A 15,051-nucleotide genomic window follows, 5' to 3' on the forward strand; every position below is an offset into this window, starting at 1 on the left:
TCACAAGGATTGTCCGCATGTCTGCCACCCCCTTTTCATTGCCGCGCCGTTTACCGGGCGTGGCATTGCTGTACTCGGTGCTGTTCTGTAGCTCGCTGATGCTGGGCATTCCCCAGGCCTTTGCCGCGCCGGTGCACGCGCTGACCGTCTATGGCGAAGCGCCGAAATACCCCGCTGATTTCCAGCACTTCGATTACGTCGACCCTGACGCGCCCAAAGGCGGTTCCATGAGCCGCGCGTCCGAGGAGATCGGCCAGTTCAACTACCTCACGCCATACGTCGATCAAGGCATTTCCGTGAGCCAGATCGACACGTGGGTGTATGCGCCACTGGCCTATCGCTCACTGGACGAGCCCTACACGGTGTACGGGCTGGTCGCCGAGAAAATGGAACGCGACCCCGACAATCTCTGGGTGCGCTTCTACCTCAACCCCAAGGCACGCTTCGATGACGGCACGCCGATCACCGCCGAAGACGTGCGCTACACCTGGCAGACGCTGATCACCCAGGGCAGCTTCAGCTATCGCCCGCTGTACGCCGACGTCAAGGACGCGGTCATCGAAGCGCCGGGGCAGATCCGTTTCGATTTCAAGACCGGCACCAATCGCACCCTCGCCCTGGACCTCGCCAGCCTGCGCATCCTGCCCGAGCACTGGTGGAAGACCCGCGACTTCACCAAGGGCGGCGGCTTCGAACCGCCGCTGGGCAGCGGGCCGTATCGGGTCTCGCGGGTCGACGCCGGGCGCAGTGTCAGCTTTGAGCGGGTCAAGGACTGGTGGGGCAAAGACCTGCCGGTCAGCCGTGGGCTGTACAACTTCGACGCGCTGACGGTGAATTTCTATGGCGATGTCGACGTGGCCCGTCAGTTGGTCCAGGCCGGCAACTTCGATTACAACCGCGAGTTCTCCTCGGCCGGCTACGTCGTTGGCTACACCGCGCCGAGCCTGCAGGACGGCCGTCTGCAGAAAACCATTCTGGCCAGGCGCCGCCCGGTGGCCGGTCAGGGCTTCGTGTTCAATCTCGACAAACCGATGTTCCAGGACCGCCGGGTGCGCGAAGCCCTGGCCATGCTCTGGGATTTCGAGTGGGTCAACGGCCAGATCATGCGCAACTTCTATGTGCGCGAACAAACCTACTTCCCGAAGAGCGAAATGGCCGCGACCGAGCTGCCCGACGCGCAAGAGCTGAGCCTTCTCGAGCCCCTGCGCGGGCAGATCCCGGACGAAGTCTTCGATCAGGTCTGGCGCGCACCGAAGACCGACGGCAGCGGCTACATCCGCGACAAACAGCTCAAGGCCCTCAAGCTGCTGGCCGACGCCGGCTGGCACGCGAAGAACAACCGACTGGTGAACGCTGCCGGTCAGCCGCTGGAGTTTTCCTTCCTCGACGGCCAGGGCGGTTTCGAGCGGCTGGTGCTGCCCTACAAGCGCGTGCTGGCGCAGATCGGTATCACCCTGAATTTTCGTCGCGTGGACTCGGCCCAGTACATGAACCGATTGAACGCCCGGGACTACGACATGATCGTGGTCACGCTGCCCGCCAACGGCAATCCGATCCTCTCCCCCGGCCGTGAGCTGTACAACCTGTTCGGCTCGCAAAGCGCCCGCCAGGTTGGCAGTTCCAACGCCATGGTGCTGCGCAATCCGGCGGTCGATCGCCTTATCGACGGTCTGGTCGCGGCCAACAACCGCAACGACATGCTGCATTACGCGCGGGCGCTGGATCGGGTCCTGCTCTGGGGTTTCTACATGATTCCGAACTACTACTCCCAAGGCACACCGGTGGTGTTTGCCAACCGGTTTGGCCGGCCGGCGATCGAGCCAACCTACGACGTCGGGCTGGAAAGCTGGTGGGAAGTCAGCCGCGTGCCGCTAACCGATGCACAGATGGCTGCGCGTCTGGCACCCCAAAGCAGCATCGCGAATACCCGTGCCGCACTGACAACGGAGGGTCAGTGACATGTTCGCCTACACCCTGCGCCGGTTGGCGCTGATCATTCCCACGCTGCTGTGCATTCTGGTGGTAAATTTCCTCATCGTGCAGGCCGCGCCGGGCGGTCCCGTCGAGCAAGCCATCGCCCGGGTTCAGGGCATGGGCCCAACGGGCGGCATTGGTGGCGGCGGTGGCGAAGTCGCGGCGACCGGCGGGATCAGCCGAGGCGCTCAAGGGCTGGACCCGGAGCTGGTCGAAGCGATCAAGCACCAATACGGGTTCGACAAGCCGCTGCACGAGCGCCTGTGGCTGATGCTCACCCATTACGCGCAGCTGGACTTCGGCAGCAGCTTTTTTCGCGGTGCCACGGTGACCGGGCTGATTCTGCAAAAGCTGCCGGTGACCCTGTCCCTCGGGCTCTGGGCGACGCTGATCACCTACCTGATTTCGATCCCGCTGGGCATCCGAAAGGCCGTGCTGCATGGCAGCCGCTTTGATGTCTGGAGCAGCACGGTGATCATCATCGGCTACGCCATCCCGGCGTTTCTGTTCGCCATTCTGCTGATCGTGGTATTCGCCGGCGGCAGCTACTGGAGCTGGTTTCCGGCCCAGGGTCTGTTCTCGGACGACTTCGACAGCCTCTCGCCACTGGGCAAGCTGCGCGACTACCTGTGGCATCTGGTACTGCCGGTCAGCGCGCTGGTCATCGGCGGCTTCGCGACCCTGACCATCCTCACCAAAAACAGCTTCCTCAACGAGATCGGCCGCCAGTACGTGGTCACCGCCCGGGCCAAGGGCCTCAGCGAGCAGCGCGTGCTCTACGGACACGTGTTCCGCAACGCCATGTTGCTGGTGGTGGCGGGCATTCCCCAGGCGCTGATCGAGGTGTTCTTCGCCGGCTCACTGCTGATCGAAACCATCTTCGGCCTCGATGGCATCGGCCGCATGAGCTACGAAGCAGCGGTGTCCCGGGATTACCCGGTGGTGTTCGGTACGCTGTTTTTGTTCACCCTGTTCGGCCTGTTGATCAAGCTGGTGGGCGACCTGTGCTACACCCTGGTCGACCCGCGCATCGACTTTTCCGCGAGGAGCGCCTGATGTTCGAGTTTTCCCCGCAAAACCGGCGCCGCATCGCCAACTTCAAGGCCAACCGGCGTGGCTGGTGGTCGCTGTGGCTGTTCGTGGCGCTGTTGATCATCTGCCTGTGCGGCGAACTGATCGCCAACGACAAGCCGCTGATCGTCCGCTATCAGGGCGACCTGTACTTCCCGGCCGTGCATCAATACCTCGAAACCGACTTCGGCGGCGAGCTGCCTTTCGAGCCGGACTATTCCAGCGATTACGTGCGCAAACTGATCGCCGACAAGGGGGGCTGGATGCTCTTCGCGCCGATCCCGTTCAGCTACGACACGGTCAATTACGAACTCCGCGAGCCCTCCCCCAGCCCGCCCAGCGCGCGCAACTGGCTGGGCACCGACGACCAGGCCCGGGACGTCATGGCGCGGGTGCTGTTCGGCACTCGCGTGTCGATCCTCTTTGCGTTGGCGCTGACCGCCATCAGCACGGTGATCGGCGTGTTCGCCGGGGCGATTCAGGGCTACTACGGCGGATTGGCGGATTTGATCGGCCAGCGCTTGCAGGAAGTCTGGTCGGGGCTGCCGGTGCTGTACCTGTTGATCATTCTGTCGGGCTTCGTCGAGCCGGATTTCTGGTGGCTGCTGGGGATCATGTCGCTGTTTTCCTGGCTGGCGCTGGTCGACGTGGTCCGCGCCGAGTTCCTCCGTGGGCGCAATCTGGAATACGTCAAAGCCGCCCGCGCCTTGGGCCTCAGCGACGGCGCCTTGATGTGGCGGCACATTCTGCCCAACGCCATGACCAGCACCCTCACCTACCTGCCATTCATCGTCACCGGCGCCATCGCCACACTGACCGCGCTGGATTTCCTCGGCTTCGGCATGCCCGCCGAAAGCGCGTCCCTCGGCGAACTCATCGGCCAGGCCAAACGCAACCTGCAGGCGCCATGGCTCGGCGTCACAGCGTTCTGCGCCCTCGCGTTGATCCTCACGCTACTGGTGTTTATCGGCGAAGCCTGCCGTGACGCTTTCGACCCCCGCACATGAGCGCTGCCATGAATGACCCTCTGATCCAGATCCGCAACCTGCGCGTGGCCTTCAACGGTGCCGAAGTGGTGCACGGCATCGACCTCGACATCCAGCCCGGCGAGTGTCTGGCGCTGGTCGGCGAGTCCGGCTCGGGCAAGTCGGTGACCGCGCACTCGATCCTGCGCCTGCTGCCGGCAAAGTCCGTCAGCACCCAGGGCAGCATTCGCTACAGGGGCGTCGATCTGTTGCACGCGAGCGACAAAGAACTTCGGGGCCTGCGCGGCAACCGCATCGCCATGATCTTTCAGGAGCCGATGACCTCGCTGAATCCGTTGCACACCGTGGAGAAACAGATCGGCGAAATCCTCGCCATGCACAAGGGCCTCAAGGGCAAGGCCGCCCGCGAGCGCACCCTGGAGCTGCTCGGGCTGGTAGGGATTCAGAACCCGCCGCAGCGGCTCAAGGCCCTGCCCCATCAACTGTCCGGCGGGCAGCGCCAGCGGGTGATGATCGCCATGGCCCTGGCCAACGAGCCCGAGCTGCTGATCGCCGACGAGCCGACCACCGCGCTGGACGTCACGGTGCAGCTGAAAATTCTCGAACTGCTTAAATCCCTGCAACAGCGGCTGGGCATGTCGCTGCTGTTGATCAGCCACGACCTCAATCTGGTGCGGCGCGTCGCCCAGCGGGTCTGTGTGATGCGCGCCGGCGAGATCGTCGAGCAGGCCGACTGCCAGACGCTGTTCGCCACTCCGCAACACCCCTACAGCCGCCTGCTGATCAACGCCGAACCCGACGGCGAACCGGTGCCCGGCGAGCACACTCAAACGCTGCTGTCGGTGGACGCTCTGAAGGTCTGGTTTCCTCTGGCCAAGCCGTTGTTGCGACGCGAGCGGCAGTACATCAAGGCGGTGGACGGGGTGAGTTTCGAGCTGTTGAAAGGCCAGACCCTCGGCATCGTCGGCGAATCCGGCTCGGGCAAATCGACCCTGGGTCAGGCGATCCTGCGACTGATCGATTCCGAAGGCAGCATCCGCTTCGCCAACAAGGAGCTGAGCCTGCGCAGCCAGCAACTGATGCGGCCGCTGCGCAAGCGCCTTCAGGTGGTGTTTCAGGACCCGTTCGGCAGTTTGAGCCCGCGCATGACGGTGCAGCAGATCATCGCCGAAGGGCTGCTGACCCACGGCATCGGCACCCCGGCCGAGCGTGAACAGACGGTCATCCGCGTGCTCGGCGAAGTCGGCCTCGACCCGGACAGCCGCCATCGCTACCCCCACGAATTCTCCGGCGGTCAACGCCAACGGGTGGCCATTGCCCGAGCGCTGGTGCTGGAACCGGAGCTGATTCTGCTCGACGAACCCACCTCGGCGCTGGATCGCACCGTGCAAAAACAGATCATTGCGCTGCTGCGGGATTTGCAGATCCGTCACGGCCTGAGTTATCTGTTCATCAGCCACGACCTGGCGGTGGTTCACGCGCTTGCCCATGACGTGCTGGTGATCAAGGACGGCAAAGTGGTCGAGCAAGGGGCGGCGCGGGAGATTTTCAGCCATCCGCGCCAGCCCTACACCCAGGAGCTGCTGCGCGCCTCCGGGCTGGATTTCGGCGGACGGGCGTGAGCCGACACACCTTGCGACACCTACTATAATGCCCGGCCACGGCGTATCATCGCGCCCCCTCGATTTCCTGCTCTGGTGCCTGTCATGACTGCCCTTCCGCTCACCTCCGAACGCCGCGGCTGGTCGTTCTGGTGGAAACCCCTGGCGTTCCTGCTGGTGGCCGCCATCGGCTTGTACTACGTCAAGTGGTCGCCGTATTACCTGAAATCCTTCATCGCGGCCGACACCCATAACATCGGCGGCTCGATCATCAACGACAACCCGGCCACGCCGTGGGCCGCCGCTCTGGCGTACGCCCAGGTGTACTTTCTGGCGATCTGGAAAGCCGCCGTGCTGGCAGTGATCCTCGGCTCGCTGGTGCAGGTGCTGATTCCCCGTGACTGGCTGCTGAAAATGTTCGGCCGCGCCGGACTCGGCTCCACCCTTCGCGGCGGCCTGTTCGCCCTGCCCGGCATGATGTGCAGCTGCTGCGCGGCGCCGGTGGCTGCGGGCCTGCGCAAGCAGAACGTGTCGGTGGGCGCAGCGCTGGCCTTCTGGATCGCCAACCCGGTGCTCAACCCGGCCACGCTGGTGTTCATGGGCTTCGTACTGGGTTGGGGCTTTACGGCGCTGCGACTGGTGGCGGGCCTTGTTTTAGTGATCGGTGTTTCGCTGGTGGCGCAACGCATCTCCCGCCCGGAAGTGGTGCCTGAACAGGCGCTGGAAGCCGTGGCCAATGCCGAGACGCCGGAGGAAGGCAGCCTGCTGGTGCGTTGGGGCAAGACGCTCTGGCAGTTGTTCTGGACCACCATCCCGATCTACGTCATCGCCGTGCTGATCCTCGGCGCCGCGCGGGTCTGGTTGTTCCCTCACGTTGACGGCGCGATGGGCAACAGCCTGTTGTGGCTGGTGCCGTTGGCGATTGTCGGCACGTTGTTTGTGATCCCCACCGCCGCCGAAATCCCGATCGTGCAGACGCTGCTGACGTTGGGCCTGGGCACTGCGCCGGCGGTGGCGTTGCTGATGACCCTGCCGAGCGTGAGCCTGCCGTCGCTGCTGATGCTGCGTAAGTCTTTCGACGCCAAGGTGCTGGTGACCGTTGGGGTGTTGACCATGCTGGTCGGGGTCCTGAGTGGCCTGGTCGGCGCCGCTTTGTTGTAAGGCTGAGATCAAGATCACAAGCGTCTGCCTGGGGGCAGACTGTTTCGCCTTCGGCGAGTTACTTGGAAAAAGCCCCCCAAGTAACCAAGGGGGCTTGCTCCTGGTTTGGCCCCTCGTACCTCGGGGTTCCTTCACTCCGGTCCCGCTCCGTGGGCCCGCCGCCATCCGCCATCCATGGCGGGGGGCGGCTCTCGCGGCATCCATGCCGCTCGGCCCACTCCGCGAAACCTGCGTTCAGCCTGCACCAAAGTCGCGTTTTGCGGTGTCTGGACTACCTCGTGGAAGATCAAAAGCAGATCAAGGGCAGATCAGTCGCTAAGGACTTGTGGGAGTGAGCTTGCTCACGAAGGGGTTGATACATCCACCGAATATCAGGTGTGCGAGATAAAGCATTCGCGAGCAAGCTCGCTCCCACAGGATGGGCGTGAGATGAGCAAAATTGGTGGCGCCTGGGCTGGCCTCTTCCCGGCTAAAGCCGGTCCCACTAACAGCAGCGCATGCATCCAGTGGGATTGGCTCCGACTGTAGGACCGGCTTCAGCCGGGAAGCTTTTGATCTTGATCTTCATACACATAACGCCCAGTCACCGCCAATCGCGACTTGGGTGCAGGCTGAACGCAGGTTTTGCGGAGTGGGCCGAGCCGCATGGATGCGGCGAGAGCGCCGTCAGGACATGGATGTCCGTTCGGCGCGGGCCCACGGAGCGGGACCGGAGTGAGGGAACCCCGAGGTACGAGGGGCCAAACCAGGAGCACAAGCCCTTGGTTACTTGGGGCTTTATCAAGTAACTCGCCGAAGGCGAAACGTCTGCCCCCAGGCAGACGCTCTTGATCTTGATCTTCAACCGCGGTAGTTCAGTTTCCGCTGTTTCAGATATTCGACAACAGCCCTCTGATCCCCGGCGAACTCGATCCGGGGGTTCTTGCTGTCCCGCTGAAACGCATACATCGGATCGTAATACTCACCCAACATCCCGCTGATCCAGCCTCGGTGCTCATCCACCGCCCCGCTGCGCGCCTGCTCAGCCAAGGCACTGTCCATGATCGCCGCCAGCCGCTGATAACGCTCACCGCCCAACCGCCGAACGATACTCGACAGGCTTTGCTTCAGCCGCTCGGCGTACGCCGCAAAACCCGTTTCAACGCCCTGCACGGCGATGAACTCCGCACACAGATCCGTCACATAATCCTTCAGAATTCGCTCGACCCGGCTGTCAAAACTGTCCTCCAGCCACACCAACGGCGCGTCCTGCATCGTCCGGTACAACTCAAGGGGGACCGCACGACTGCCCACGATCCGCCCTTCATCCTCGACCACGAACTGATTCAGGTGCCGGGCGCGCTTCTTCAGGATGTCCACGGCGAGCAGATTCTCGAAATCGATCTGCCCCGGCTGCGGCGTTGCATGTTTGCCGAAGCTCGAGCCGCGATGGTTGGCATGGCCTTCCAGATCCAGCCCGTTGTCGAGCTGCTGCAGCACCTCGGTCTTGCCGCTGCCGGTCAGGCCGCCGATCAACACGAAATCGCACTCGGCCACCGCCTGTTCAGTCACCTCGATCAAAAAGCTGCGCATCGCCTTGTAGCCACCGATGACACGGGGGTACTCGATGCCCGCTTCGCTCTTGAGCCACTGCTGAGTGATCTGCGAACGCAGCCCGCCGCGAAAGCAATACAAAAAACCCTCGGGGTTGTTACGTGCAAAACTCGCCCATGCCTCGATCCGCGCCTCTTTCAAGCCGCCTGACACTAATTTGTGGCCCAGTTCGATGGCGGCCTGCTGCCCGTCCTGTTTGTAGCTGGTGCCGACCTTCTGCCGCTCGACGTCGTTCATCAGCGGCAGATTGATCACGCCGGGGAACGCGCCCTTGGTGAATTCAACCGGCGCACGCACGTCCATCATTGGCACGTCGTTGAGGAAAATCTCCCGCAGGTCGGCGCTGTTGTCGCGCATCAGAACACCTCAACCGCGAGTGGCTGTCGCTCCACCAGTTCGCCGATCGGCGCAAGGCTCAGGCCCAGTTCGTCGGCAATTGCCAAGAACGCCGATTCCTCGGCCGGCTCGACGGCAATCAACAGGCCACCGCTGGTTTGCGGATCGCACAGCAGCAACTTCTGCGCGTCAGTCAACGCGCCGATGCGCTCGCCGTAGCTGTCGTAGTTGCGGTGGGTGCCCCCGGGGATGCAATCCTTTTCGATGTAGAAATCGACGCTGCCCAGACGCGGGACGGCGGCAGCATTCAGTCGTGCAGTGACCTGACTGCCGTCGGCCATCTCGACCAGATGCCCGAGCAAGCCGAAGCCGGTGACGTCGGTCATGGCAGTGACGCCGGCCAGTCGGGAGAAACGGCTGCCGGGCTTGTTCAGCGTGCACATCACGTCACGGGCCAGGCCGATGTCTTCGTCGCGCAGCCGGCCTTTTTTCTCGGCGGTGGTGAGGATGCCAATGCCCAGCGGCTTGGTCAGGAACAGCTTGCAGCCGACAGTCGCGGTGTCGTTGCGTTTCATGAAGCGCTTTTCCACCAGCCCGGTCACGGCCAGACCGAAAATCGGCTCGGGCGCGTCGATGGAGTGACCGCCGGCAAGCGGGATGCCCGCGGCATCGCACACAGCCCGTCCGCCACGAATGACTTCGCGGGCGATTTCAGGGGCCAGCACGTTGACCGGCCAGCCCAGAATGGCGATGGCCATCAGTGGATCGCCGCCCATGGCGTAGATGTCGCTGATGGCGTTGGTCGCGGCGATGCGGCCGAAGTCGAACGGGTCATCGACGATGGGCATGAAGAAATCGGTGGTGGACACGACGCCCTTTTCGTCGTCGATGGCATAGACCGCCGCGTCATCGCGGGAGGCATTGCCGACCCACAGGCGCGGGTCGAAGTTCTGCGCGCCACTGCCGGCGAGGATGGTTTCCAGCACCTTGGGCGAGATCTTGCAGCCGCAGCCGGCGCCGTGACTGTATTGGGTAAGACGAATCGGGTCGGTCATGGGAAGCCCCTGAGTTTCAAGGCGCCGAAGTCTAACAGAGGCGCCAGTGGGTTGAAGATTTGCTGGATGGCTGGATACGCGATTTTGGTAGGACCGGCTTCAGCCGGGAAGGCGTCAGATGCCACACCGCAAAACTGATGGCTTTCCTCAGCCCTTCGCCATCCGCCGTGCCGTCAGCACCTGCGCCAGCATCAACGCACCCACGCAGAGCAGCGCTTCCCGCAGGCCGATGAGGTGGGCAGCAAAACCGATTAACGCGGGTCCCAGCAGAATCCCGCAGTATCCAATCCCGGTAATCACCGCGATCGCCAGCCCCGCTGGCATTCTGGTCTGCGCACCGACCACCGAGCAGTACACCGGAAACGTATTGGACAATCCCAGCCCGATCAGCGCGAAGCCCAGCAGGAACAACGGCCACGGATCCAGCAGGATGGCCATGGCAAACCCGACCATCACCAGCAGCCCGCCGCCGATCAGCAGGTTCACCGCGCCGAAGCGGTTCCTCAACCAGTCCCCGGAAAAGCGCCCCGCTGCCATGGCCAGGGAGAACACCGCGTACGCGCCGCCGGCCACTGATAAATCGATCTGGTGCATCCGGTTCAGGAACACCGCGCTCCAGTCGAGCATCGCGCCCTCCACCAGCAGCGCGATAAAGCAGAGAATCCCGACGATCACCACCTTTGTGGTCGGCCAGGCGAATGGCGCGGATGGGTCGTCCGCGCCATGGGGCACCAGGTAGCGCGCGTGCCAGAGCAACATCCCGGCGATCAACGCCACCACCACGACCACCGCCAGTAACGGCGACGCGCCCAACCACAGTAGCAAGGTCATCAACAGCGCACTGCTGATGCCGCCGAGGCTGAACAGCCCGTGGAACCCCGACATCATCGGCCGCCCGTGATCGCGCTCGACCATCAGGCCCTGCACGTTCATCGCCACATCGATGCTGCCCAGCCCCGCGCCAAACACGGCTAGCGCTACTGCCAGCGCCGGCAGGGAGGACAGCGTAGCGAGCAACGGCAGCATGCAGCAGATCAAGGTCCCGCCGATCAGCGAAACAAAGCGGCAGCCCTTGCGCGTGGTGAGCATGCCCGCCAGCGGCATCGCCAGCATCGAACCGAGGCCGAAGCACAACAGCAGCAGGCCAAGCTGGGCTTCTTCAAGCCCGGCGCGATCACGGGCGAAAGGCACCAGCGGTGCCCACGCGCCCAAGGACATCCCGGACAGCAGGAACGTCAGGCGATAACTCCACAGGTGAACGAAGACAGGGGCGCGAACGGATTGAGCAACTGACACAGAAAACGACCTGAACAGGTCTGCGCGAACGGCAGACGGTGAATAAAAGGCGCGATCCCTCACGCATGCGTATCTCCTGTAGGACCGGCTTTAGCCGGGAAGAGGCCAGGCCGTACACCCTCACTTCAGCGGTGTGACGACTGACGCTTTCCCGGCTGAAGCCGGTCCCACTAAGCAAGGCCCGTTTACATCATGGGTGCCGCCATGCTCACCACGCGCAGCGCCAGGCCTTCATAGGCGTCCAGTGTGATGGTGAATTCGCCCTCTTCGGTCAGGTCGCCTTCGACCCGCTCGTTGATGATGTCCACCACCGGCCCCGGTGCAATGCCCGGCAGGTGCAGGGTCTCGACGATGGCCTCCGCGCTGAAGTTCAGCGCAGTGATCTGCGTACCCTTCCCGGCCGGCAGTTCGTGAACCATGATCAGCAGCCCCGGATGCTCGACGTCCGGAATCAGGATCTGCCGGCTGGCAGCGATGTCGTAGGCACGGCGTACCGCCAGCAGTTTTTTCAACTGCGAGGCGAACGAATCCGGGCGCTTCAACTGTTCAGGGAGGCTGCCGTACAGCGCCCGTGCCCGGGGCATGCCACCTGCCGAGACTTCGCAGTCCGGGTCCATGTCGACCAGGTCATAGCCACCGCGATGGATCCAGCGGGTATCACCGTCACCCATGAGGTGCTCCACCTGCTCGGCCGGCAGCGGCAGTGCGCCCACCAGGTCCCAGCCCGACAGCGCGAACACGCCCGGTTGCATGGCGTTGAACATCACCAGCAGCAAATGAATGTGCTGGATCTTGTCGATGTCGGCGGCGGTCATGCTATCCAGCTCGCGAATGCCCAGCGCTGCGGTGATGATGCTCGCCGTCGTGCAGGACACGCCGTTGGTGACGAACTTCAGGTTGTACGGTGCGTGCTCGCCGGCCAGACGCTCGTACATCTCCTCGCGGATGTGCTCGCGCAGGATGTTGCCCGGGAACGTCTGGCCCTGATACAGGTACTGATCGTGAGCATGCAGCGTCCAGAAATGCACCAGCTCCAGGGTCAGTTCATCGTGGTTCTGCAGCGCGTGAATCAGCGACGCAGGGTCGATGCCGAACTCATGCACCTGACGCAGCATCAGCCGCAGAAACTCCGTACGGCCGGTCAGCAGCGCGTGCTGATACGCCGGACGGGTGATGAAGTCGTAGGAAAGATCGGCGCCGCCGTGGGACATTGCCGCGATGTCGTCGATGGTCAGGTTCAGCTCCTGGAAGCTGAAACCGCCGGCCTTGCGAATCGCGCCGGCGAGCAACTGGTTACCGGTGATCGACAGCGGGTGGCTCTCGGACCACGCCGTGCCGTCGGCCTTGCGTTCGACGCCGAGGAAGCCGTTGGCGTCCAGGCGCAACACTCGCGCGCCCATCACGTCAATGGCGTGCAAGGCATCGCCGATGATCATCTGCTGCGCGGCGAAACTCGGGTCCAGCCAGTTCAGCGACGGCTGGCCTTCCTTGAAGTAATGCAGATAGACCCAGCGGCGGTCCTTGCCGTCGACACCCGTGACAACGGGCGTGGCGCTCCAGTCGGTCTCCTTGACGCCGGGTTCGAAGAAGATCACCCGCTGCAACTGGCCGACGATGTAATGCTTGTCGCGCAGCGCATCGACGGTAGCAGGCTGCAGGTTGACGGCATCGCGGCCGGCCGGGACTTCCGGCAGCAGCGACCAGTCTTCTTCCTTGATTTCCACCATGTGGTAGAGGCCCGGGTACTCTTCGTAGGCCATCTCGGCCAGGCGGAAGTCCGCGCCCTTGCCGGTGTGGGACGGGATCACGTCATCGACGACGATCGCGTTGTGCGCAGCGGCGATACGGCTGAGGTTGAGAAACTGGGCGTCGGTGCCCAGGGACGAATCCACCTCGAAGCTGATGCGGTCGAAGTTGCCGTCAATGCTCGGGGTGCGCTCGCGGCCTTTCAAACCCCCGGAGGCTTTCAACGGGCCGTTGTGAATGCCCTGGATGCCGATTTCCGACAGCGCGTGCCAGAGCTGCTCATCGCCCAGCGCTTCGAGCACCGAGCTGCCATCGCGGGTGATGATCGACGCCGGGTAGGCGGTGAACCAGACCGAGCCGATGGCCGAAGCGTCCCGCGGACGGGCCTGGGCGTAAGGCCGTTGCCAGAGACGGCCCTGGCCGCCGTACAGTTTTGCGCGTTGCTTTGCGGCGTTGAGCATCGATTGCTCAACCAGCCATTCCACGTACTGCTTGTCCGGGGTGGTCATGTGTTCGGGGTTCCATCTTCAAGTGGATGGGAGCGGCGGCCCAGGGCTCTGCGAGCGCTGTCCGGACCGTCCTGCCTGTGCGTGTCAGGTTTATGCCTAACTCTAAGAGCACCTTGGCGCGTAAACGTTGCATCGGTTGATGTCACGCGCGCGGCTGCACTGGCTAAAATCCACCGGCGTGCATCCGCACCGTCGGCGCTGTTCAGGGGTTTGCGTGGAATTACACATCGTTATCGAGGGCCGCAAGGACCTCGCCCATCAAGTTTATGAACAGCTGCGCGACAGTATCGTGTCCGGCCGGCTGGCGGCAGGTGTTCAATTACCGCCCAGTCGCCTGCTGGCAGCGCAACTGGGGATGTCGCGCAAAACCATTTCCGACACCTACAGCCGACTGACCTACGAAAACTACCTCGTCGGCAAGGTCGGCAGCGGCACGTTCGTCAACGCCTTGAGCGCTTACAGCCCGACTCGGCCGGCGCCTTCGCCGCTGGCCAGCGCCCACATTGTGGCGAAATGGGAGCGCATCTCCCTGCCCCTGCGCCACCCGACCCGCGCGGGCACCCTGCGCTACGATTTTCTCGGCGGCGCGACGGCGAAAAACCAGTTCCCCCATGACGAGTGGCGGCGCTGCGTGCACCACGCGGTGCGGCAGATGTCCACCGAACGCGGCTTCTACAGCCAGCCCGAAGGCCTGCCCGCCCTGCGCGCCGCCATTGCCGGGCACATCGCCTTTGCCCGCGGCGTCCGCTGCGGGACCGATGACGTGGTGGTGTGCAATGGCGCGCAACAGGCCCTGGACCTGATCGCTCGCGTGCTGATCGAACCCGGCAGCTGCGTGGCCGTGGAAGACCCCGGCTACACACCCGCGCGCCTGCTGTTTGCCGCCCAAGGGGCGGAGGTGGCCGGCGTGCCGGTGGACAGCGAAGGCATCATCGTCGATGAGATTCCCGACAATGTCTGCGCCATCTACGTCACCCCGTCCCACCAGATGCCGCTGGGCATGCCCATGAGCCTCGCACGGCGCCACGCCCTGCTGGAGAAGGCCCGGCGGATCGGCGCGATCATCATCGAAGACGACTACGACAGCGAATTCCGCTACGAAGGCCGTCCCACTGACTCGCTGCAAAGCATGGACGAGCACGGCGTCGTCGCCTACGTCGGCACCTTTTCGAAAACCCTGCTGCCCGAACTGCGCCTGGGGTACGCCGTGCTGCCGGCGGCGATCCTCGAAGCGGTGATCAAGGCCAAGCAACTGACCGACTGGCACACCTCGACCCTGCCGCAATGGGCGCTGAGCAAATTCATCAGCGAAGGCCTGCTCAACAAACACATCCGCCGCTGCCACAGCACCTACGCCGGACGCCGCGAACGCATCCTGTCGCGCATCGCCGGTGATCTGGCGCCCTGGCTGGAAACCATTCCGTGCACGGCGGGGTTTCACATGGCGGTAATGCTCAAGCCCTCGCTGCTGCCTGCGATCGACCTGCACATCCTGGTCGACCGCGCCCGGGATACCGCGCTGGGCCTCTACCCCCTCCACGGTTTCTACAGCGAAGCGCCACCCCGCGATGGGCTGATGCTGGGCTTCGGTGCGATTGACCTGCTCGACATCGACCCCGCGCTGGACCGGCTGCGGGATCTGCTGATGGAGTTTGGCTGATGGGGGAAATCGAAGGCGCTCCCACCGGCCCCTTCCCGGCTAAAGCCGGTCCTACACACACCG

General features: G+C 63.7%; 10 protein-coding genes. 6 read left to right on the forward strand and 4 right to left on the reverse strand.

What is annotated here, in order from left to right:
• Positions 1-98 precede the first annotated feature (98 nt).
• From IFT47_RS05810 to IFT47_RS05830, 5 genes are all read left to right on the forward strand, one after another.
• Positions 99-1,958: an extracellular solute-binding protein gene (locus tag IFT47_RS05810; RefSeq protein WP_192172288.1), complete on the forward strand. Its 1,860-nt coding sequence runs from the start codon at positions 99-101 to the stop codon at positions 1,956-1,958.
• Between the two features lies 1 nt (position 1,959).
• A complete protein-coding gene (locus IFT47_RS05815; RefSeq protein WP_192172032.1) occupies positions 1,960-3,030 on the forward strand; it encodes a microcin C ABC transporter permease YejB in 1,071 nt (356 codons plus the stop codon).
• Positions 3,030-4,052 carry an ABC transporter permease gene (locus tag IFT47_RS05820; RefSeq protein ID WP_192172033.1) on the forward strand — a complete coding sequence of 341 codons (1,023 nt, stop codon included), beginning with the start codon at positions 3,030-3,032 and terminating at the stop codon, positions 4,050-4,052. The genes IFT47_RS05815 and IFT47_RS05820 overlap by 1 nt, the downstream gene beginning before the upstream one ends.
• Before the next feature lie 8 nt (positions 4,053-4,060).
• Positions 4,061-5,653, forward strand: coding sequence for an ABC transporter ATP-binding protein (locus IFT47_RS05825; protein ID WP_192172034.1), 1,593 nt, complete (start codon positions 4,061-4,063; stop codon positions 5,651-5,653).
• 84 nt (positions 5,654-5,737) lie between these two features.
• Complete coding sequence (locus IFT47_RS05830) at positions 5,738-6,793, forward strand: permease (RefSeq protein WP_192172035.1); 1,056 nt, start codon at positions 5,738-5,740, stop codon at positions 6,791-6,793.
• A gap of 840 nt (positions 6,794-7,633) precedes the next feature.
• On the opposite strand, the gene mnmH is transcribed toward IFT47_RS05830, so the two are convergent.
• The 4 genes from mnmH to treS form a co-directional block, all read right to left on the reverse strand.
• Positions 7,634-8,743, reverse strand: coding sequence for a tRNA 2-selenouridine(34) synthase MnmH (gene mnmH, locus IFT47_RS05835; protein WP_192172036.1), 1,110 nt, complete (start codon positions 8,741-8,743; stop codon positions 7,634-7,636).
• Positions 8,743-9,777 carry a selenide, water dikinase SelD gene (selD, locus tag IFT47_RS05840; protein WP_192172037.1) on the reverse strand — a complete coding sequence of 345 codons (1,035 nt, stop codon included), beginning with the start codon at positions 9,775-9,777 and terminating at the stop codon, positions 8,743-8,745. The genes mnmH and selD overlap by 1 nt, the downstream gene beginning before the upstream one ends.
• 147 nt (positions 9,778-9,924) lie before the next feature.
• The gene (locus tag IFT47_RS05845; protein ID WP_342345359.1) at positions 9,925-11,073 is read right to left on the reverse strand and encodes an MFS transporter; all 1,149 of its coding nucleotides are present in this window, start codon (positions 11,071-11,073) and stop codon (positions 9,925-9,927) included.
• Positions 11,074-11,258: 185 nt separating this feature from the next.
• Positions 11,259-13,328, reverse strand: coding sequence for a maltose alpha-D-glucosyltransferase (treS, locus tag IFT47_RS05850; protein ID WP_192172038.1), 2,070 nt, complete (start codon positions 13,326-13,328; stop codon positions 11,259-11,261).
• Positions 13,329-13,542: 214 nt separating this feature from the next.
• Here treS and pdxR point away from each other — a divergent pair, with 214 nt between their 5' ends.
• Positions 13,543-14,988 (forward strand): MocR-like pyridoxine biosynthesis transcription factor PdxR, encoded by a 1,446-nt coding sequence (gene pdxR / locus IFT47_RS05855; protein ID WP_192172039.1) that lies wholly within the window; start codon positions 13,543-13,545, stop codon positions 14,986-14,988.
• The last annotated feature ends 63 nt before the right edge of the window (positions 14,989-15,051 follow it).

The sequence above is a fragment of the Pseudomonas sp. CFBP 13711 genome (assembly GCF_014842265.1).
Taxonomy (GTDB): domain Bacteria; phylum Pseudomonadota; class Gammaproteobacteria; order Pseudomonadales; family Pseudomonadaceae; genus Aquipseudomonas.